This is a genomic window from Streptococcus mitis (assembly GCF_016658865.1).
In the GTDB taxonomy this organism is placed as follows: domain Bacteria; phylum Bacillota; class Bacilli; order Lactobacillales; family Streptococcaceae; genus Streptococcus; species Streptococcus mitis_BT.
In genome coordinates this window covers 1,404,487-1,426,276 of the sequence record NZ_CP067992.1, presented here as the reverse complement: position 1 = coordinate 1,426,276, position 21,790 = coordinate 1,404,487, and the positions used below count along the sequence as shown (strand labels likewise).

General features: G+C 39.8%; 20 protein-coding genes. 15 read left to right on the top strand and 5 right to left on the bottom strand.

Going from position 1 to position 21,790, the window contains the following annotated elements:
- From JJN14_RS07165 to metK, 11 genes are all read left to right on the top strand, one after another.
- A complete protein-coding gene (locus JJN14_RS07165) occupies window positions 1-957 on the top strand; it encodes a branched-chain amino acid ABC transporter permease (protein WP_000662290.1) in 957 nt (318 codons plus the stop codon).
- Window positions 957-1,721: an ABC transporter ATP-binding protein gene (locus JJN14_RS07160; RefSeq protein WP_201058270.1), complete on the top strand. Its 765-nt coding sequence runs from the start codon at window positions 957-959 to the stop codon at window positions 1,719-1,721. Before JJN14_RS07165 ends, JJN14_RS07160 begins: the two co-directional genes overlap by 1 nt.
- Window positions 1,721-2,431, top strand: coding sequence for an ABC transporter ATP-binding protein (locus JJN14_RS07155; protein ID WP_000062200.1), 711 nt, complete (start codon window positions 1,721-1,723; stop codon window positions 2,429-2,431). Before JJN14_RS07160 ends, JJN14_RS07155 begins: the two co-directional genes overlap by 1 nt.
- 367 nt (window positions 2,432-2,798) lie before the next feature.
- Window positions 2,799-3,455 (top strand): CBS domain-containing protein, encoded by a 657-nt coding sequence (locus tag JJN14_RS07150; RefSeq protein ID WP_064276923.1) that lies wholly within the window; start codon window positions 2,799-2,801, stop codon window positions 3,453-3,455.
- A gap of 108 nt (window positions 3,456-3,563) precedes the next feature.
- Window positions 3,564-4,659 (top strand): peptide chain release factor 2 gene (gene prfB, locus JJN14_RS07145; protein WP_201058269.1). Its coding sequence is split into 2 segments (ribosomal slippage): window positions 3,564-3,635 and window positions 3,637-4,659, totalling 1,095 coding nucleotides; the frame shifts between segments, so codons are not numbered across the junction.
- 17 nt (window positions 4,660-4,676) lie between these two features.
- Window positions 4,677-5,369 (top strand): cell division ATP-binding protein FtsE, encoded by a 693-nt coding sequence (gene ftsE, locus JJN14_RS07140; RefSeq protein WP_004263501.1) that lies wholly within the window; start codon window positions 4,677-4,679, stop codon window positions 5,367-5,369.
- The gene (gene ftsX / locus JJN14_RS07135; protein ID WP_042751472.1) at window positions 5,362-6,288 is read left to right on the top strand and encodes a permease-like cell division protein FtsX; all 927 of its coding nucleotides are present in this window, start codon (window positions 5,362-5,364) and stop codon (window positions 6,286-6,288) included. The genes ftsE and ftsX overlap by 8 nt, the downstream gene beginning before the upstream one ends.
- 180 nt (window positions 6,289-6,468) lie before the next feature.
- On the top strand, window positions 6,469-8,652 hold the full coding sequence (locus JJN14_RS07130; RefSeq protein WP_201058268.1) for a PTS transporter subunit IIBC: 2,184 nt from the start codon (window positions 6,469-6,471) through the stop codon (window positions 8,650-8,652).
- Between the two features lie 51 nt (window positions 8,653-8,703).
- Window positions 8,704-9,519: an endonuclease/exonuclease/phosphatase family protein gene (locus tag JJN14_RS07125; RefSeq protein ID WP_201058267.1), complete on the top strand. Its 816-nt coding sequence runs from the start codon at window positions 8,704-8,706 to the stop codon at window positions 9,517-9,519.
- 292 nt (window positions 9,520-9,811) lie between these two features.
- On the top strand, window positions 9,812-11,155 hold the full coding sequence (locus JJN14_RS07120) for a DEAD/DEAH box helicase (protein ID WP_061589833.1): 1,344 nt from the start codon (window positions 9,812-9,814) through the stop codon (window positions 11,153-11,155).
- 360 nt (window positions 11,156-11,515) lie between these two features.
- Window positions 11,516-12,706, top strand: a complete 1,191-nt coding sequence (gene metK, locus JJN14_RS07115) for a methionine adenosyltransferase (protein ID WP_201058266.1) — start codon at window positions 11,516-11,518, stop codon at window positions 12,704-12,706.
- 83 nt (window positions 12,707-12,789) lie between these two features.
- Here the strand turns inward: metK and JJN14_RS07110 are convergent, their stop codons facing one another.
- The 5 genes from JJN14_RS07110 to JJN14_RS07090 form a co-directional block, all read right to left on the bottom strand.
- Window positions 12,790-13,425, bottom strand: a complete 636-nt coding sequence (locus JJN14_RS07110; protein WP_201058265.1) for a GNAT family N-acetyltransferase — start codon at window positions 13,423-13,425, stop codon at window positions 12,790-12,792.
- 134 nt (window positions 13,426-13,559) lie between these two features.
- Window positions 13,560-13,859 (bottom strand): DUF1827 family protein, encoded by a 300-nt coding sequence (locus tag JJN14_RS07105; protein WP_000767189.1) that lies wholly within the window; start codon window positions 13,857-13,859, stop codon window positions 13,560-13,562.
- Between the two features lie 58 nt (window positions 13,860-13,917).
- The gene (locus JJN14_RS07100) at window positions 13,918-14,370 is read right to left on the bottom strand and encodes an NUDIX hydrolase (RefSeq protein ID WP_201058264.1); all 453 of its coding nucleotides are present in this window, start codon (window positions 14,368-14,370) and stop codon (window positions 13,918-13,920) included.
- A 135-nt stretch (window positions 14,371-14,505) separates the two neighbouring features.
- Window positions 14,506-16,764, bottom strand: a complete 2,259-nt coding sequence (locus tag JJN14_RS07095) for an ATP-dependent Clp protease ATP-binding subunit (protein ID WP_201058263.1) — start codon at window positions 16,762-16,764, stop codon at window positions 14,506-14,508.
- A 231-nt stretch (window positions 16,765-16,995) separates the two neighbouring features.
- Window positions 16,996-17,226: a DUF1797 family protein gene (locus JJN14_RS07090; protein ID WP_000443570.1), complete on the bottom strand. Its 231-nt coding sequence runs from the start codon at window positions 17,224-17,226 to the stop codon at window positions 16,996-16,998.
- Window positions 17,227-17,416: 190 nt separating this feature from the next.
- Here JJN14_RS07090 and JJN14_RS07085 point away from each other — a divergent pair, with 190 nt between their 5' ends.
- The 4 genes from JJN14_RS07085 (at window position 17,417) to gyrB (ending at window position 21,711) form a co-directional block, all read left to right on the top strand.
- A complete protein-coding gene (locus JJN14_RS07085) occupies window positions 17,417-18,100 on the top strand; it encodes an amino acid ABC transporter permease (protein WP_033686685.1) in 684 nt (227 codons plus the stop codon).
- Window positions 18,100-18,834: an amino acid ABC transporter ATP-binding protein gene (locus JJN14_RS07080; RefSeq protein ID WP_000140957.1), complete on the top strand. Its 735-nt coding sequence runs from the start codon at window positions 18,100-18,102 to the stop codon at window positions 18,832-18,834. The genes JJN14_RS07085 and JJN14_RS07080 overlap by 1 nt, the downstream gene beginning before the upstream one ends.
- Before the next feature lie 352 nt (window positions 18,835-19,186).
- The gene (locus JJN14_RS07075) at window positions 19,187-19,750 is read left to right on the top strand and encodes an HAD family hydrolase (RefSeq protein WP_033681420.1); all 564 of its coding nucleotides are present in this window, start codon (window positions 19,187-19,189) and stop codon (window positions 19,748-19,750) included.
- A 14-nt stretch (window positions 19,751-19,764) separates the two neighbouring features.
- A complete protein-coding gene (gene gyrB / locus JJN14_RS07070) occupies window positions 19,765-21,711 on the top strand; it encodes a DNA topoisomerase (ATP-hydrolyzing) subunit B (RefSeq protein ID WP_201058262.1) in 1,947 nt (648 codons plus the stop codon).
- The last annotated feature ends 79 nt before the right edge of the window (window positions 21,712-21,790 follow it).

The window sequence follows — 21,790 nt, the reverse complement described above, 5'->3', positions numbered from 1 at the left end:
ATGAAGGAAAATTTAAAAGTTAATATTCTATGGTTACTCCTTTTGTTAGCTGGTTATGGCTTGATTAGTGTACTGGTCTCAGTCGGTGTACTCAATCTATTCTATGTACAGATTTTACAACAAATTGGAATTAATATTATTCTGGCTGTTGGTCTCAACTTAATCGTTGGTTTTTCAGGACAATTTTCACTTGGGCATGCAGGTTTCATGGCAATTGGTGCCTATGCCGCTGCTATTATTGGTTCTAAATCACCAACCTATGGTGCCTTCTTTGGAGCCATGCTGGTAGGAGCTTTGCTTTCAGGAGCAGTTGCTTTACTTGTCGGAATTCCAACCTTGCGTTTGAAGGGAGACTATCTTGCAGTAGCGACTCTTGGTGTATCTGAAATTATCCGTATCTTTATCATCAATGGTGGAAGCCTTACAAATGGTGCGGCAGGTATCTTGGGAATTCCTAACTTTACAACTTGGCAAATGGTTTACTTTTTTGTCGTGATTACAACCATTGCAACCTTGAACTTCTTACGTAGTCCAATTGGTCGTTCAACTCTCTCTGTTCGTGAGGATGAAATCGCTGCTGAGTCAGTTGGGGTTAATACGACTAAAATTAAAATCATCGCCTTTGTCTTTGGTGCTATTACTGCAAGTATTGCAGGGTCACTTCAGGCAGGATTTATCGGTTCGGTTGTACCGAAAGATTACACTTTCATCAACTCAATCAACGTATTGATCATTGTTGTATTTGGTGGCCTTGGTTCCATTACAGGTGCCATTGTTTCGGCTATTGTTCTGGGGATTTTGAATATGCTTCTCCAAGATGTTGCTAGCGTCCGTATGATTATCTACGCTTTGGCCTTGGTATTGGTAATGATTTTCAGACCAGGTGGACTCCTTGGAACATGGGAATTGAGCCTATCACGTTTCTTTAAAAAATCTAAGAAGGAGGAACAAAACTAATGGCATTACTTGAAGTAAAACAGTTAACCAAACATTTTGGCGGTCTAACAGCTGTTGGAGATGTGACTCTTGAATTGAACGAAGGGGAATTAGTTGGACTAATTGGTCCAAACGGAGCTGGGAAAACCACTCTTTTCAACCTCTTGACTGGTGTTTATGAACCAAGTGAGGGAACAGTTACCCTTGATGGTCACCTTTTAAATGGGAAGGCACCTTATAAGATTGCTTCTTTGGGACTTGGACGTACTTTCCAAAATATTCGTCTCTTTAAAGATTTAACCGTTTTGGACAATGTTTTGATTGCCTTTGGCAACCATCACAAGCAACATGTTTTTGCTAGTTTCTTACGCTTACCAGCTTTTTACAAGAGTGAAAAAGAATTAAAGGATAAGGCTTTGGAATTGTTGAAAATCTTTGATTTAGATGGTGATGCAGAGACTCTTGCTAAAAACCTCGCCTACGGACAACAACGTCGTTTGGAAATTGTTCGTGCCCTTGCTACGGAACCTAAAATTCTCTTTTTAGATGAACCAGCAGCAGGGATGAACCCACAGGAAACTGCTGAATTGACTGAGTTAATTCGTCGTATCAAAGATGAATTTAAGATTACCATCATGTTGATTGAACACGATATGAATCTGGTTATGGAAGTAACAGAACGTATCTACGTTCTTGAATATGGTCGTTTGATTGCTCAGGGAACTCCTGACGAAATTAAGACCAATAAACGTGTTATCGAAGCTTATCTAGGAGGTGAAGCCTAATGTCTATGTTAAAAGTTGATAATCTTTCTGTGCATTACGGTATGATCCAAGCAGTCCGTGATGTAAGCTTTGAAGTAAATGAAGGAGAAGTAGTTTCCCTTATCGGTGCCAATGGTGCAGGTAAGACAACCATTCTTCGTACCTTGTCTGGTCTAGTTAGACCAAGCTCAGGAAAAATTGAATTTTTAGGTCAAGAAATCCAAAAAATGCCAGCTCAGAAAATCGTGGCAGGTGGTCTTTCACAAGTACCAGAAGGACGCCACGTCTTCCCTGGCTTGACTGTTATGGAAAATCTAGAAATGGGAGCTTTCTTAAAGAAAAATCGTGAAGAAAATCAAGCTAACTTGAAGAAAGTTTTTTCACGTTTCCCACGTCTTGAAGAGCGCAAGAACCAAGATGCAGCCACTCTTTCAGGAGGGGAACAACAAATGCTTGCCATGGGACGAGCTCTTATGTCAACACCGAAACTTCTACTTTTAGATGAACCATCAATGGGACTTGCCCCAATCTTTATCCAAGAGATTTTTGATATCATTCAAGATATCCAGAAGCAAGGAACAACTGTTCTCTTGATTGAACAAAATGCCAATAAGGCACTCGCAATCTCTGACCGAGGTTATGTACTGGAAACAGGAAAAATCGTTCTATCAGGAACAGGAAAAGAACTCGCCTCATCAGAAGAAGTTAGAAAAGCATATCTAGGTGGCTAAAAAGGTCCGGGGGACCTTTTTAGTCGGTGAATAGAGATTACGAAGTAATCACCATTAATAGTCCGGTGGACCTTTTTAGTCGGCAGATGAAGATTACGAAGCAATCATCATTATAGTCCGGGGGACCTTTTTAGTCGGTAAATAGAGATTACGAAGCAATTCTCATCTGCACTGGAAGGTTAGCTTCTGATAATTAAAATAAAATCGAATGAAGCGTACACCTACTCTTCATTCACAGAGCTCGATTTCAGAGCTCTTTTTGCTAGCTTATTCATACTTTTCTGAATTTTGAAAAAGAAATGTAAGCGTTTGATAGATTTACAAAAAGATTGTATAATAGGGATAAGAACAGAAAAGGAGAAGTCTCATGGCAGTTAAAGATTTTATGACCCGTAAGGTAGTGTATATTAGTCCAGATACAACAGTATCTCATGCAGCAGATTTGATGAGAGAGCAAGGGTTGCATCGCTTGCCTGTTATCGAAAATGATCAATTAGTTGGTTTGGTAACTGAAGGAACCATTGCGCAAGCTAGTCCATCCAAAGCAACCAGTCTTTCTATCTATGAGATGAACTATCTTCTAAATAAGACAAAAGTAAAAGATGTGATGATTCGCGAAGTTGTCACTGTTTCAGGCTATGCGAGTCTAGAGGATGCAACTTATCTGATGTTGAAAAATAAGATTGGTATTCTTCCTGTAGTAGATAACCATCAAGTCTATGGGGTTATTACGGACCGTGATGTTTTCCAAGCCTTTCTTGAAATTGCTGGTTATGGTGAGGAAGGAATTCGTGTGCGCTTTGTTACGGAAAACGAAATTGGCGTTCTTGGAAAAATTATTTCTTTGATTGTAGAAGAAAATTTGAATATCTCGCATACAGTCAATATTCCGCGTAAAGATGGTAAGGTGATTATAGAAGTTCAAATCGATGGATCAATTGATTTACCAGCCTTGAAAGAAAAATTTGAATCAGAGAATATTCAAGTAGAAGAAATTACTCGTACTTCAGCAAAAGTCTTGTAAGAAAGGAAGCCGAAAGGCTTCTTTTTACGTGTAATAAGGGATTAGAGCAAAAGATGGAAAGAAATGATAAAATATGCTATAATGAAATAATGTAAAAAAGGAGTATTTATGGACATTTCAGAAATTCGTCAGAAAATTGACGCAAATCGTGAAAAATTAGCTTCTTTCAGGGGGTCTCTTTGACCTCGAAGGTTTAGAGGAAGAGATTGCCATCTTGGAAAACAAGATGACAGAACCTGATTTTTGGAACGATAATATCGCGGCCAAAAAAACGTCGCAAGAATTAAATGAATTAAAAAATACCTATAACACCTTCCACAAAATGGAAGAGTTGCAGGATGAAGTCGAAATTTTATTAGACTTTTTAGCTGAAGATGAGTCGGTGCATGAAGAATTGGTTGAACAGTTGTTAGAACTTGATAAGATGATGATCAGTTACGAGATGACCTTGCTCTTGTCAGAACCTTATGACCATAATAATGCGATTTTGGAAATCCATCCAGGATCCGGTGGTACTGAGGCTCAGGACTGGGGTGATATGTTGCTTCGTATGTACACTCGCTATGGAAATGCTAAAGGCTTTAAAGTAGAAGTATTGGATTACCAAGCAGGAGATGAAGCTGGTATTAAGTCAGTAACCTTATCATTTGAAGGACCTAATGCCTATGGTCTTCTCAAGTCAGAAATGGGTGTTCACCGCTTGGTGCGAATCTCACCATTTGACTCTGCTAAACGTCGCCATACTTCTTTCACATCTGTAGAAGTGATGCCAGAGTTGGATGATACCATTGAAGTGGAAATTCGGGAAGATGATATCAAGATGGATACCTTCCGTTCAGGTGGAGCTGGTGGACAAAACGTCAACAAGGTTTCAACAGGTGTGCGTTTGACACACATTCCTACTGGGATTGTTGTCCAGTCAACAGTCGATCGTACTCAGTATGGAAATAGAGATCGTGCCATGAAGATGTTGCAGGCTAAGCTCTATCAAATGGAGCAAGAAAAGAAAGCTGCGGAAGTTGATTCCCTCAAAGGTGAGAAAAAGGAAATCACATGGGGAAGTCAAATCCGTTCTTATGTTTTCACGCCTTATACTATGGTAAAAGATCATCGAACTAGCTTTGAAGTTGCGCAGGTAGATAAGGTTATGGATGGAGACCTAGATGGTTTTATTGATGCCTACCTCAAGTGGCGAATCAGCTAAGATAGAAAGGAACTCACATGTCAATCATTGAAATGAGAGATGTCGTCAAAAAATACGACAACGGAACGACTGCTTTGCGAGGTGTCTCAGTCACTGTTGAACCCGGGGAATTTGCCTATATCGTAGGTCCGTCAGGAGCTGGGAAATCAACATTTATTAGAGCTTTGTACCGCGAAGTAAAAATCGAAAAAGGAAGCTTAACTGTTGCTGGTTTTAATCTGGTTAAAATTAAAAAGAAAGATGTCCCTCTCCTACGTCGTAGTGTTGGGGTTGTCTTCCAAGATTATAAACTGTTACCAAAGAAAACCGTTTATGAAAATATTGCTTATGCAATGGAAGTTATTGGTGAGAGCCGCCGTAATATCAAAAAACGTGTTATGGAAGTTTTAGACTTGGTTGGATTGAAGCATAAGGTTCGTTCTTTCCCAAATGAACTTTCAGGGGGAGAACAGCAACGTATTGCGATAGCACGTGCCATTGTAAACAATCCAAAAGTATTGATTGCGGACGAACCAACAGGAAACTTGGACCCAGATAATTCATGGGAAATTATGAACTTGCTGGAACGCATCAATCTCCAAGGTACAACTGTCTTGATGGCGACCCACAACAGTCAGATTGTAAATACCTTGCGCCACCGTGTCATTGCCATTGAAAATGGCCGTGTCGTTCGTGACGAAGCTAAAGGAGAATATGGATACGATGATTAGTAGATTTTTTCGTCATTTATTTGAATCATTAAAAAGTTTGAAACGAAATGGCTGGATGACAGTAGCTGCTGTCAGTTCAGTTATGATTACTTTGACCTTGGTTGCAATATTTGCATCTGTTATCTTTAATACGGCTAAACTAGCTACAGATATTGAAAATAATGTTCGAGTAATGGTATACATTCGTAAGGACGTAGCTGATAATAGTGAGACGATTGAAAAAGAAGGTCAAACTGTTACAAATAACGACTACCATAAGGTATATGATGCTTTGAAAGGTATGTCAACCGTTAAAAGTGTTACGTTTTCAAGTAAAGAAGAACAATATGAAAAGTTGACAGAAACAATGGGGGACAACTGGAAAATCTTTGAAGGCGATGCCAATCCTCTCTATGATGCATATATCGTTGATACCAATACACCAAGTGATGTAAAGACAGTAGCAGAAGAGGCTAAAAAAATCGAAGGTGTATCAGAAGTTCAAGATGGTGGTGCTAATACAGAACGCTTGTTTAAGTTAGCCTCATTTATTCGTGTCTGGGGACTAGTTATCGCTGGATTATTGATTTTCATTGCGGTGTTCTTGATTTCTAATACTATACGTATCACCATCATTTCACGAAGCCGTGAAATTCAAATTATGCGTTTAGTAGGAGCTAAGAACGGTTATATCCGCGGACCTTTCTTGCTTGAAGGTGCCTTCATCGGTTTGCTTGGAGCAACACTTCCGTCAGTTTTGGTATTTATTGTCTATAAAATGGTTTACCAATCGGTTAATAAGTCATTGGTTGGTCAGAACCTTTCGATGATATCACCAGAAATATTCAGTCCACTGATGATTGCTCTATTATTTGTGATTGGAATTTTTATCGGTTCAATCGGATCAGGAATTTCAATGCGCCGATTCCTGAAAATCTAAAATAGAAGTATATTTGAGGAGATTTTAATATCTCCTTTTTTACTACAAAAATTTTAGAAAAAAGTCTACTTTTTTTTATAAAAGCCTTTACAAAAAAAATTAAAGTGGTATAATTAATACATAGTTAAGTGCAAACGTTTTCGTAAAACGTTTGCCTAAATAAAAATAAAGGAGATTTGAATGATGAAAGATACATTCAAAAATGTCTTGTCTTTCGAGTTTTGGCAGAAATTCGGTAAGGCTTTGATGGTGGTTATCGCGGTTATGCCGGCTGCTGGTTTGATGATTTCAATCGGTAAGTCTATCGTAATGATTAACCCAACTTTTGCACCACTTGTAGTGACAGGTGGAATTCTTGAGCAAATTGGTTGGGGGGTTATCGGTAACCTTCACATTTTGTTTGCCCTAGCAATTGGAGGAAGCTGGGCTAAAGAACGTGCTGGTGGTGCTTTCGCCGCTGGTCTTGCCTTCATCTTGATTAACCGTATCACTGGTACAATCTTTGGTGTATCAGGAGATATGTTGAAAAATCCAGATGCTATGGTCACAACTCTCTTTGGTGGTTCAATCAAAGTTGCTGATTACTTCATCAGTGTTCTTGAAGCTCCAGCATTGAACATGGGTGTGTTTGTAGGGATTATCTCAGGTTTTGTAGGGGCAACTGCTTACAATAAATACTACAACTTCCGTAAACTTCCTGATGCACTTTCATTCTTCAACGGGAAACGTTTCGTACCATTTGTAGTTATTCTTCGTTCAGCAATCGCTGCAATTCTACTTGCTGCTTTCTGGCCAGTAGTTCAAACAGGTATCAATAGCTTTGGTATCTGGATTGCCAACTCACAAGAAACTGCACCAATCCTTGCACCATTCTTGTTTGGTACTTTGGAACGTTTGCTCTTGCCATTTGGTCTTCACCATATGTTGACTATCCCAATGAACTACACAGCTCTTGGTGGTACTTATGACATTTTAACTGGTGCAGCTAAAGGTACTCAAGTATTTGGTCAAGACCCACTATGGCTTGCATGGGTAACAGACCTTGTAAACCTCAAAGGTACTGATGCAAGTCACTACCAACAATTGTTGGATACTGTTCACCCAGCTCGTTTCAAAGTTGGACAAATGATCGGTTCATTCGGTATCTTGATGGGTGTGATCGTGGCTATCTACCGTAATGTCGATGCTGATAAGAAACATCAATATAAAGGTATGATGATTGCGACAGCTCTTGCAACATTCTTGACAGGGGTTACTGAACCAATCGAATACATGTTCATGTTTGTAGCAACACCTATGTATCTTGTTTACTCACTTGTTCAAGGTGCGGCCTTCGCTATGGCTGACGTAGTAAACCTACGTGTCCACTCATTCGGTTCAATTGAATTCTTGACTCGTACACCACTAGCAATTAATGCTGGTATTGGTATGGATATCGTTAACTTTATCTGGGTAACTGTTCTCTTTGCTGTAATCATGTACTTTATCGCAAACTTCATGATTCAAAAATTCAACTACGCAACTCCAGGACGCAACGGAAACTATGAAACTGCTGAAGGAGCTTCAGAAGGAGCTAGCAACGAAGTGAAAGTTGCAGCAGGTTCTCAAGCTGTAAACATTATCAACCTTCTTGGTGGACGCGCGAACATCGTTGATGTTGATGCATGTATGACTCGTCTTCGTGTTACTGTTAAGGATGCAGATAGAGTTGGTGATGCAGAACAATGGAAAGCAGAAGGAGCTATGGGGCTTGTCATGAAAGGACAAGGAGTTCAAGCTATCTACGGTCCAAAAGCAGACGTATTGAAATCTGATATCCAAGATATCCTTGATTCAGGTGAAATCATTCCTGAAACTCTTCCAAGTCAAATGACAGAAGCGCAACAAAACACTGTTCAATTCAAAGGTCTTACTGAGGAAGTTTACTCAGTAGCAGACGGTCAAGTTGTTGCCTTGGAACAAGTGAAAGATCCAGTATTTGCTCAAAAAATGATGGGTGACGGATTTGCTGTAGAACCTGCAAATGGAAACATTGTATCTCCAGTTTCAGGTACTGTATCAAGCATCTTCCCTACAAAACATGCTCTTGGTCTTGTGACTGAAGCGGGTCTTGAAGTACTTGTTCACATTGGTTTGGACACAGTAAGTCTTGAAGGAAAACCATTTACTGTTCATGTAGCTGAAGGACAAAAAGTTGCAGCAGGTGATCTTCTTGTCACAGCTGACTTGGATGCTATCCGTGCAGCAGGTCGTGAAACTTCAACAGTGGTTGTCTTCACAAATGCTGAAGCTATTAAATCAGTTAAATTAGAACAAACAGGTTCTCTTGCAGCTAAAACAGCAGTTGCTAAAGTAGAATTGTAATACACTTGAGGTTGGAAGCTGTTTTCCAACCTCTTGTTTTAGGAGAAAAGCATGAAATTTTTAACACTCAATACTCATAGCTGGATGGAAAAAGAAGCCGAGGAAAAATTCCAGCTTTTGCTTGAAGATATTCTTGATAAAGATTATGATTTGATTTGTTTCCAAGAAATCAATCAGGAAATCACCTCGCCTAAGGTAGAAGTTAATGCTCTCTATCAAGCTTTGCCAGCAGCTGAGCCGATTCATCAAGATCATTATGTTAGACTTTTGGTTGAAAAGTTGTCAGAGCAAGGGAAAGATTACTACTGGACTTGGGCCTATAACCATATTGGTTATGACCGCTACCATGAAGGTGTGGCTATCTTGTCTAAAACACCTATTGAAGCAAGAGAAATTTTGGTTTCAGATGTGGATGATCCAACAGACTATCATACTCGCCGTGTCGCTCTAGCTGAAACTGTAGTTGATGGTAAGGAGCTTGCAGTTGCCAGTGTCCACCTTTCTTGGTGGGATAAAGGTTTCCAAGAAGAATGGGCACGATTTGAGGCTGTCTTGAAAGAATTGAACAAGCCACTTTTGCTTGCTGGAGATTTCAACAACCCAGCTGGTCAGGAAGGTTACCAAGCTATTTTAGCTAGTCCATTAGGCTTACAAGACGCATTTGAAGTTGCTCAAGAGAAAAGTGGTAGTTATACTGTTCCACCAGAAATTGATGGCTGGAAAGGGAACACAGAACCCCTTCGAATCGACTATGTTTTTACTACCAAAGAGTTAGCGGTGGAAAATTTACATGTCGTATTTGATGGCAACAAGAGTCCACAAGTTAGTGATCACTATGGCTTGAGTGCTATTTTAAACTGGAAATAATAACTGATACTCAATGAAAATCAAATTCAAACCACGTCAACGTCGCCTTGCCGTATAGATGTTACTGACTTCGTCAGTTCTATCTGCAACCTCAAAACACTGTTTTGAGCAACCTGCGGCTAGTTTCCTAGTTTGCTCTTTGATTTTCATTGAGTATGAAAAGAGGTTGGAATCATGAAATTCCAGCCTTTTTCTGACTAGAGATGCTACTGGAAATAGCCTAAATAAGTGAGACTACTGAAATGGAATAAAATGTGGTATAATTTATAAGATAGATAGAATCGAGGATATTATGTCATTTACGAAATTTCAATTTAAAAACTATATTAGAGAGGCCTTGGAGGAGTTAAAATTTACAACTCCAACAGAGGTGCAAGATAAGTTGATTCCGATTGTCTTGGCAGGTCGTGACCTAGTCGGTGAATCAAAAACAGGTTCAGGTAAGACTCACACTTTCTTACTACCGATTTTCCAGCAATTAGATGAAACCAGCGATAGTGTTCAAGCAGTCATTACTGCACCGAGCCGTGAATTAGCTACTCAAATTTACCAAGCAGCCCGTCAGATTGCTGCCCACTCAGAAGTGGAAGTTCGTGTGGTTAATTATGTGGGTGGTACGGATAAGGCTCGCCAGATTGAGAAATTGGCAAGCAATCAGCCTCATATTGTTATCGGAACGCCTGGTCGTATCTACGACTTGGTTAAATCTGGTGACCTAGCTATTCACAAGGCTAAGACCTTTGTGGTCGATGAGGCAGATATGACTTTGGATATGGGATTCTTAGAAACTGTTGATAAGATTGCTGGAAGTCTTCCAAAAGACCTTCAATTCATGGTCTTCTCAGCGACTATCCCACAAAAACTGCAACCATTCTTGAAAAAATACTTGTCAAATCCTGTTATGGAGAAAATTAAGACTAAAACTGTCATTTCTGACACCATTGATAATTGGTTGATTTCGACAAAAGGACGCGATAAGAATGCTCAAATTTACCAGTTGACTCAGTTGATGCAACCGTATTTGGCAATGATTTTTGTTAACACTAAAACGCGTGCTGATGAATTGCATTCATATCTGACTGCTCAAGGCTTGAAGGTGGCAAAAATCCATGGGGATATTGCCCCTCGTGAGCGCAAACGTATCATGAACCAGGTTAAAAATCTGGATTTTGAGTATATTGTCGCAACAGATTTGGCAGCGCGTGGAATTGACATTGAAGGTGTCAGCCATGTCATCAATGATGCCATTCCGCAAGATTTGTCTTTCTTTGTTCACCGTGTTGGTCGTACTGGACGAAATGGCCTACCAGGTACAGCTATTACCCTTTATCAGCCAAGTGATGACTCGGATATCCGTGAGTTGGAGAAATTGGGAATCAAGTTTACTCCTAAGATGGTCAAAGACGGGGAATTTCAAGATACTTATGACCGTGATCGTCGTGCCAACCGTGAGAAAAAACAAGATAAACTTGATATCGAAATGATTGGTTTGGTTAAAAAGAAAAAGAAAAAAGTCAAACCGGGTTATAAGAAGAAAATTCAATGGGCGGTTGATGAAAAACGCCGCAAGACCAAGCGTGCTGAAAATCGAGCTCGAGGTCGTGCCGAGCGTAAAGCAAAACGCCAAACATTTTAATAGCAATTGTTGGAGTACTGAGCTCCAACTTTTTTATTTATGAGAACGAATTATCTAAACAGAAACACTACATTAAAGACTGCAAATTGCGCTAAAAAATGGTATAATGATAAAGTTATATAGTCCCGATAAGATGGTAGGTATTTATCACTAAGAGTTTTCCTATCAGTACTTTGTAATTCGCAAAGACTGACGGCTCCATACGGTTGCCGCTATAGTGCGGTCATCCTATGCGCCTTACTAGCTTCAGAAATAAAAAAGTATCGTTTTTATTTCTTTTGCGTCGTAACTCTTATAGAATAAAAATACCTATCAGTACTTTGTAACTCTATAACACTATTTTTAAGGGGGGACATTTTTATGTCAGAACGTAAATTATTCACGTCTGAATCTGTATCTGAGGGGCATCCGGATAAGATTGCAGACCAAATTTCAGATGCGATTTTGGATGCTATTTTAGCTAAGGATCCAGAGGCGCACGTTGCTGCTGAGACAGCTGTATATACTGGTTCCGTCCATGTTTTTGGTGAAATATCTACAAATGCCTATGTAGATATTAACCGTGTGGTTCGAGATACCATTGCAGAGATTGGCTACACCAATACAGAATATGGTTTTTCTGCTGAGACTGTAGGAGTACATCCATCTTTGGTGGAACAATCTCCTGACATTGCTCAAGGTGTTAACGAAGCCTTGGAGGTTCGTGGGAATGCAGACCAAGATCCACTTGATTTGATTGGTGCTGGAGACCAAGGACTCATGTTTGGATTTGCAGTGGATGAAACAGAAGAGCTCATGCCTTTGCCGATTTCACTCAGTCATAAATTGGTTCGTCGTCTGGCAGAACTTCGTAAGTCTGGGGAAATTAGCTATCTTCGCCCAGATGCCAAATCACAAGTTACAGTTGAATATGATGAGAATGACCGTCCAGTACGTGTGGACACAGTCGTTATTTCTACTCAGCACGACCCAGAAGTTAGCAACGAACACATTCATAATGATGTCATTAACAAGGTTATCAAAGAAGTTATTCCAGCCTCTTACTTGGATGAGCAAACCAAATTCTTCATCAATCCTACTGGTCGTTTTGTAATCGGTGGACCGCAAGGGGACTCAGGTTTGACTGGTCGTAAGATCATCGTAGATACTTATGGTGGCTACTCTCGTCATGGTGGTGGTGCCTTCTCTGGTAAGGATGCGACTAAGGTGGACCGTTCAGCCTCTTATGCTGCTCGTTATATTGCCAAGAATATCGTTGCAGCAGGCCTTGCTAAGAAGGCAGAAGTGCAATTGGCCTATGCTATCGGTGTTGCCCAGCCTGTTTCTGTTCGTATCGATACCTTCGGTACAGGAACAGTAGCTGAAAGCAAACTTGAAAAAGCTGCTCGTCAAATCTTTGACCTTCGTCCTGCAGGAATTATCCAAATGCTGGACCTCAAGCGCCCAATTTACCGTCAAACAGCGGCTTATGGACACATGGGACGTACAGATATTGACCTTCCATGGGAACGTTTGGATAAGGTAGATACTTTGAAAGAAGCAGTCAAATAGATAAGAAAACCAACGTTTTGAACGTTGGTTTTTATAAATATAAGTTATCCTTATTTAAATAGGATTTGTAAATTGCTGGCCTGTTATAATTTATTCATTGTTTTTAAAAATGCCCAGTTACCAATTGATTTTGACCCGTATTTTAAGTCCATATGGTCCAGTAATACATAATCGTTTTTTTTGTAGAATGAGGTATTTCTAGCTGTATTAGTTATGAGTCCCAAGTGTTTACAGCCTTTTGATTTGACATAAGGTTCAACCCCTTGTGTCAGAAAAGTACTGCCTATTCCCCGCCCCTTACTTTCTATATTGACAGCTAAAGCCATCAAATACCAATCAAACTCCCCTGATTGTTCTAAATGCTTTTTGGAACGTTTTACAAAGTCAAAGTATTTAAGGAGATTTTGTGGTCGAATGTAGCGAAAAATGTTTGTCCCACCATTTCGTAGATAGGATAGTATACAGAAATCCTTTTGTTGCAAAAGGGCAACTGCAAGTAATTCTCCATCTTGTTCCGCAACCAAACAGTTTCCTTTTTTAATATAGACTCTAGTAAGCAGAATTTGCAATGTTTCTACAAAAGCAGGATAGGAGTCAGGTTTCTTCAAATCATCAGTTATAATCGTTAAAAAGGGATAGTCAAGAAAAGAATTAGCTAATAGTTTTCCAATTTTTTCGTATTCTTCAAGTCTTGCCTCTCGATATATCATGTCTCCCATGCTTGTCTCCTTAATTATCTATAAAATTGTGTATGATAGGATTTCAAGATAAAAAATTGGAGATGATTTAAAAAGCTAAATAAACCCAATTTTGTTCCATAAGGTTTAAAGCACTTTCTAATCTCTCCAAGATTTTATTTGGTTGGAATCGAAATTCCAATTAATTTTTCTGAATAGAGGGTTTTGATATTGGCCTCATCAATAGAGTCCTTATCAATTTTACGTTTCAAGAAAAATTCTTGAATAGCTTCGATTTCAGGTTCACGAATAGCTCGGTGTTTGTTTGAGATGAGGATTTCATAGTGAAGCGGAGCTTGAGTAAAAATAACATCTGTATTCCCTGCAGAATAAACCTCAACAAGGGTTGCATCTGTACTTTCTAGCTGGCTTTTTACAAGTTGCGAGTGTGAGTTTGTCGTATTGATAAGCTTCATAACATTTCCTCCGATTTTCTAATTCTATTATAGCACTTTTTAAATAAAGTAGCTTGATTTAGTCAATCTTATGCTGTTTTTTCCAAGATTCAATAGCCCATTTATGGCTACCACGTTTGAGGTTTTCAATAGCCTCGTCAATAGGGAACCAGGCAATATGATTAAAGTCTTCTAATGGTTTTTGTACTTCTTTGAAGGAAGTCGCTTCATAGAGGTAGGCAGGATTGTAGTAGTAGGTGTCACGGTGACGAGAATAGAAATATTCATCAGCTTGTCCGTAATAAGTACCAATTTCAGCTGTAAAGCCAAGCTCTTCAATCAATTCACGCTTTAGGGCTTCTTGATGATTTTCACCTGCTTCAATTTCGCCACCTGGTAGAAACCAAGCACCATTTGGTGCTTGAACAAGAACAATTTGTTTTTGTTCAGCGTCTGGAATTACTGCATATACGCCATAGCGTGAAACATAGTCTGTATTCGATTTTTTTTCTCCGAAAGTTGGGTTTGCCATTGCATTTTCCTCATTATTTATTATCTTTATTATTATTATTATCTTAATGGACAAAGGCCGAGCTGTCAAGAATTTATAGTTATTTTAGTAAAAAGGAGCAGAAAATTTTCATTTTCTACTCCTTTTCTATAGGAATTATACTTCTTTTTCAGAAGTTTTTACTTCAGCTTTTTTGGCAGATTTGATTTGAATGTTGCCCTTGCTGGTCATAACTGCCTTGAGGTCTTTTTCACTTGGATTTTCAAGGTAGTAGTCAGTGATTGCGTCTTCAATATAGTCTTGAATAGTACGACGAAGTGGGCGCGCCCCCATTTTTGGATCATAGCCGAGGTCAACCAATTTTTCCTTAACCTTGTCAGTTACATCCAAATGAATGTTGTTGCTAGAAAGGCGCTTGTTAACGTCTGCAAGCATAAGCTTGACAATCTGAAGGAGGTTGTCCTTGCTGAGAGCCTTAAATTCGATAATACCATCAAAACGGTTCATAAACTCTGGGCTAAAGAAGTTACCGAGTTCACCGAGAACAGAATTGGTACGTCCTTCTCTAGCAGCTCCAAAACCAACGCTGGCTTCGGCTTTACCAGTCCCGGCATTTGAAGTCATAATGATGATGGCATCCTTGAAGCTAACGGTACGTCCTTGACCATCTGTCAAACGCCCATCGTCCAAGACTTGAAGGAACATGTGCATAACATCAGGGTGAGCTTTTTCCACTTCATCTAGAAGGATGAGAGAATATGGATTACGGCGGACTTTTTCAGTTAGTTGCCCAGCCTCGTCGTAGCCGACATAACCTGGAGGGGCACCGACCAACTTAGCCACACTGTGTTTTTCCATGTATTCACTCATATCAAAGCGAATCATGCTGTCAGCAGAACCAAAAAGTTCAATGGCTAGTTGTTTGGAAAGTTCTGTCTTACCGACACCAGTTGGGCCAACAAATAGGAAGCTTCCGATTGGGCGGTTAGGCGTACCGAGACCGACACGATTACGGCGAATAGCCTTGGCAATCTTATCGACTGCATCATCTTGGCCAATAACATGAGACTTGAGGTCTTCAGCTAGATGGATGAGTTGAGATTGTTCTTTCTCTTTCAAATCGCCAACAGGGATATTGGTTTTCTGCTCGATAATGTGCTCAATGGTTTTCTCACTGATGATAGGAGTATCTTGGTCTGTGACCTTTTTCTTTTGCAGTTCCTTATACTTGGCAATCTGGTCGCGGAAATAAGCTGCCTTCTCAAAATCTTCCTCTCGTGTAGCTTGAGATTTGAGATTTTCAGCCTCAATCAAGCGTTGATCAATCACTTTAGGATCCACAAAATTCAAGGTCAAGTTCATCTTAGAACCAGCTTCATCCAGGAGGTCGATGGCCTTGTCAGGCAAGAAGCGATCTTGGATGTAGCGATTGGAAAGAGTTGCAGCTGCTTCAATTGCAGCATCGGTATACTGAACGTGGTGGTAGTCTTCGTATTTCTTTTGAATACCTTTGAGGATTGTGATTGTTTCGTCCACTGTTGGTTCATCGACCTTAACAGGTTGCATACGACGCTCTAGGGCAGCATCTTTTTCAATGATACGGTATTCATTGAGGGTAGTGGCACCGACCAGTTGCAGTTCCCCACGAGCAAGGGCGGGCTTGAGGATATTTCCTGCATCCATATTGCCATCGCCCGCAGAACCAGCACCAACAATTTCATGGATTTCATCGATAAAGAGAATAATGTCTTCACGTTTTCGAATTTCTTCCATGAGCTTTTGCATGCGTTCTTCAAATTGTCCTCGAATACCCGTTCCTTGAACTAGGCTAACCACATCCAGACGGATGACTTGTTTACCTTGGAGTTTATGTGGAACGTCGCCATCAACGATTTTCTGAGCTAGACCTTCGACAACGGCAGTTTTTCCGACACCTGGTTCACCGATAAGAACAGGATTATTCTTGGTTCTGCGATTGAGAATTTCGATAACACGGATAATCTCATCGTCGCGCCCAATAACGGGGTCAATATCTCCACGACGGGCAATTTCAGTTACGTTGATACCAAATTCTTCCAGCAGGCCTTTTTCTTGGCTTGGTGGAGGAGTTTGAGCAGGTCCACTATTTTGGGAACCATAACCGCCGTTTCCACCGTAGCCTCCACCTGATTGGGTTGGGGGAGTCGGAGGAGTGTTGTTAGAAGGTCTAAAATTGTTTAGGTCATTGAAGAAATCACCAAAGGGATCAAAGTCACGATTGTTCAGATCCGTCATACCTTTAAAGAGGCTATTGTTAGGATCTGTCTTGATAATCTTATAGCAGTTTTGACAAAGGTCAATTTGTTTTTGCTTTCCGTTAAGATTGGTATAAAGATGAATTGTTGAGTCATTGATTTTACAGTTTTGACAAAGCATACATCTACCTCATTTCTTTCTTTAGGCTGACCTGTTTAAAGGTCAAAAATAGTCAAATTTCTATACTCTCATTATAACAGGATTGGGGTGTAAAGCAAGTAAAAAGATTGCAGCTTTGAGAAGTTGTTACAATGAAAATCTTTGTAAATTTGGACTATAAAAAAAATCCTATTTGTGAGACAAAAAGGATTTTGGTTAGACATGCAGGGTGTAATCCCAGCTTGTTTTAGATTAGTAGAGGAGTTCGTAAATCTCCATTGCAATCAAGTCAATGCTGTCAAACGTATAAGTTTCGCGAGCTTCTACATCACGAAGGGTAAAAATTGAGCCATTTTCTTCATCATGGCTGTATGCAACTTCTGCAACAACAACTCCTTCGCGTTCAAAATTACGTTTTAAATTTCCGCCGTCTTTTGCCATTGCTTCAAGGCGATTGATGATTCTAACCAAATGTGATTCCATTTTGATTCTCCTTCATTTCTTATCGTTACTATTTTACCATAAAGGAGGCCAACTTGCCTAGAAAAAACTAAGATTTCTCGCTAATTCTACCAGCTTAAAGTTTTTTTGAATAAATTGGATAAAGGGTTTGAATTTTAATTCAATACATGTTATAATCATACAGTATTCTATTTTAGAAAGTAGTGAGACTATGAATTTTTCTTTTTTACCTAAGTATTTACCTTATTTTAACTATGGGGCTGTTGTGACGGTTCTCATTTCTATCTGTGTTGTCTTTTTGGGAACTATTTTGGGTGTTGTCTTGGCTTTTGGGCAACGTTCAAAGTTTAAACCGTTTGTTTGGCTCGCCAACTTGTACGTTTGGATTTTCCGTGGGACACCGATGATGGTTCAGATTATGATTGCCTTTGCCCTTATGCACATCAATGCTCCGACTATTCAGGTTGGAATTTTAGGTGTTGACCTTTCTCGTCTGATTCCAGGGATTTTGATTATCTCTATGAACAGTGGTGCTTATGTTTCTGAGACTGTTCGTGCTGGGATTAATGCAGTTCCTAAGGGTCAGTTAGAGGCGGCCTATTCTTTAGGGATTCGTCCTAAAAATGCGATGCGCTATGTGATTTTGCCACAAGCTATCAAAAATATTTTGCCAGCATTGGGGAACGAATTTATCACCATTATCAAGGATAGTTCTCTTTTATCAGCTATTGGTGTCATGGAGTTGTGGAACGGAGCTACAACAGTTTCTACAACAACCTATCTACCTTTGACACCACTTTTATTTGCAGCCTTTTATTACTTGATTATGACTTCTATTTTGACAGTAGCCTTGAAAGCTTTTGAAAAACGTATGGGACAAGGAGATAAGAAATAATGACAGAAACCTTGATAAAAATTGAAAATTTACATAAATCCTTTGGAAAGAATGAAGTATTGAAGGGAATCAACCTCGAGATTAAAAGAGGGGAAGTTGTCGTTATCATTGGTCCTTCAGGAAGCGGGAAATCTACCTTGCTCCGCTCTATGAATTTGTTGGAAGAAGCAACCAAAGGGAAGGTTATCTTTGAGGGAGTTGATATTACGGACAAGAAGAATGACCTCTTTGCCATGCGTGAGAAGATGGGGATGGTTTTCCAACAATTTAATCTCTTTCCTAATATGACTGTGATGGAAAATATCACCTTGTCTCCTATCAAGACTAAAGGTGAAAGTAAGGAAGTTGCAGAGAAGAGAGCTCAGGAACTTTTGGAAAAAGTTGGTTTACCAGATAAGGCAACTGCTTATCCACAGAGTTTGTCAGGTGGTCAGCAACAGCGGATTGCTATTGCGCGTGGTTTAGCTATGGAACCAGATGTTTTGCTCTTTGACGAGCCAACTTCAGCCCTGGATCCTGAAATGGTAGGTGAAGTGCTGGCTGTTATGCAAGACCTAGCCAAGTCAGGAATGACCATGGTTATTGTAACGCATGAGATGGGATTTGCTCGTGAGGTGGCAGACCGTGTCATCTTTATGGCAGACGGTGTGGTTGTTGAAGACGGAACACCTGAACAGATTTTTGAACAAACCCAAGAACAACGGACTAAGGACTTCTTGAGTAAGGTTTTATAATTTATTTTAAAATTTCAAGACAAGATTAGTGAAAAGCTAGTCTCAATACCACTCAAGTGGAACTTACTTTGAGAAGTTCCCCACCCCCTTATTAATAACATCCATAAATTGGATATTAGGATTTTTAATATAAAGTAGTTTTGTGTTAAAATATAATTGTTCCATATGATTCTCTCTAATGATGGTTTGGTTACTTTTCATTATAGATTATATGGGGCTTTTTTCTACAAGAAAATAGGTTTCATAATATCTATAAGAAATTTATCCTATATAAATATCATAGAGCATTTTTTATGTGGAAAACTCAGGGAAATCATCGCTTTTTTCATAAAAAAATGCTATAATGAAGGGTATGAAATATCACGATTACATCTGGGATTTAGGTGGAACTTTACTAGATAATTACGAAACTTCAACAGCTGCATTTGTTGAAACATTGGCATTGTATGGCATCACACAAGACCATGACAGTGTCTATCAGGCTTTAAAGGTTTCTACTGATTTTGCGATTGAGACATTCGCTCCCAACTTAGAGAATTTTTTAGAAAAGTACAAGGAAAATGAAGCCAGAGAGCTAGAACATCCGATTTTATTTGATGGAGTTTCTGGTTTATTGGAAGATATCTCAAATCAAGGTGGCCGTCATTTTTTAGTTTCTCATCGAAATGATCAGGTCTTGGAAATTTTAGAAAAAACCTCTATAGCAGCTTATTTTACAGAAGTGGTGACTTCTAACTCAGGCTTTAAGAGAAAACCAGATCCTGAGTCCATGATTTATTTAAGAGAAAAGTATCAAATTAACTCTGGTCTTGTCATCGGTGATCGGCCGATTGATATCGAAGCAGGGCAAGCTGCTGGACTCGATACCCACTTGTTTACCAGTATCGTGAATTTAAGACAAGTATTAGACATGTAAGAAAAAGGAATAAGATGACAGAAGAAATTAAAAATCTGCAGGCACAAGATTATGATGCCAGTCAAATTCAAGTTTTAGAGGGCTTAGAGGCTGTTCGTATGCGTCCAGGGATGTATATCGGATCGACCTCAAAAGAAGGTCTTCACCATCTAGTCTGGGAAATTGTTGATAACTCAATTGATGAAGCCTTGGCAGGATTTGCTAGCCATATTCAAGTCTTTATTGAGCCCGATGATTCGATTACAGTTGTTGATGATGGGCGTGGTATCCCAGTCGATATTCAGGAAAAAACAGGTCGACCTGCCGTTGAGACTGTCTTTACTGTTCTTCACGCTGGAGGAAAGTTTGGCGGTGGCGGATATAAGGTCTCAGGTGGTCTTCACGGAGTGGGGTCCTCAGTTGTTAACGCCCTTTCAACTCAATTAGACGTTCATGTCCACAAAAATGGTAAGATTCATTACCAAGAATATCGTCGTGGTCATGTTGTCGCAGATCTTGAAGTAGTTGGAGATACGGATAAAACGGGAACAACAGTTCACTTTACACCGGATCCAGAAATTTTCACTGAAACAACCACTTTTGACTTTGATAAATTAAATAAACGTATTCAAGAATTGGCCTTTCTAAATCGTGGTCTTCAAATCTCCATTACAGATAAGCGTGAGGGGTTAGAACAAACTAAGCATTACCACTATGAAGGTGGGATTGCTAGCTACGTTGAATATATCAATGAGAACAAGGATGTTATCTTTGATACACCAATCTACACAGATGGTGAGATGGATGATATTACCGTTGAAGTAGCAATGCAGTACACAACGGGTTACCATGAGAATGTCATGAGTTTCGCCAATAACATTCACACCCATGAAGGTGGTACGCATGAACAAGGTTTCCGTACGGCACTAACTCGCGTTATCAATGATTATGCTCGTAAAAATAAGTTACTGAAAGACAATGAAGACAACCTGACAGGGGAAGATGTCCGTGAAGGGTTAACTGCAGTTATCTCAGTTAAACACCCAAATCCACAGTTTGAAGGACAAACTAAGACCAAACTGGGAAACAGTGAAGTGGTTAAAATTACCAATCGCCTCTTCAGCGATGCTTTCTCTGATTTCCTCATGGAAAATCCACAGATTGCTAAACGTATCGTGGAAAAAGGGATTTTAGCTGCCAAGGCTCGTGTGGCTGCCAAGCGTGCGCGTGAAGTCACTCGTAAAAAATCTGGTTTGGAAATTTCCAATCTTCCAGGGAAACTAGCAGACTGTTCTTCTAACAATCCTGCTGAAACAGAACTCTTCATCGTCGAAGGAGACTCAGCTGGTGGGTCAGCCAAATCTGGTCGTAACCGTGAGTTCCAGGCAATTCTTCCAATCCGCGGTAAGATTTTGAACGTTGAAAAGGCAAGTATGGATAAGATTCTAGCTAACGAAGAAATTCGTAGTCTTTTCACAGCGATGGGAACAGGATTTGGGGCAGAATTTGATGTTTCAAAAGCCCGTTACCAAAAACTCGTTTTGATGACCGATGCCGATGTCGATGGAGCCCACATTCGTACCCTCCTTTTAACCTTGATTTATCGTTATATGAAACCAATCCTAGAAGCTGGTTATGTTTATATTGCCCAACCACCAATCTATGGTGTCAAGGTTGGAAGCGAGATTAAAGAATATATCCAGCCAGGAGCAGACCAAGAGATTAAACTCCAAGAAGCTTTGGCTCGCCATAGTGAAGGACGTGCCAGACCAACTATTCAGAGGTATAAAGGTTTAGGTGAGATGGATGATCACCAGTTGTGGGAGACAACCATGGATCCCGAACATCGCTTGATGGCCAGAGTTTCTGTGGACGATGCTGCAGAAGCAGATAAAATCTTTGATATGTTGATGGGGGATCGAGTAGAACCTCGTCGTGAATTTATCGAAGAAAATGCCGTCTATAGTACACTTGATGTCTAAAAAATAGGGAGAAGTAGTTCCCTTGGTCTAAAAAATATGATATAATCATTACGATTGTTTCAAGTTAAAAAGGAGTTTA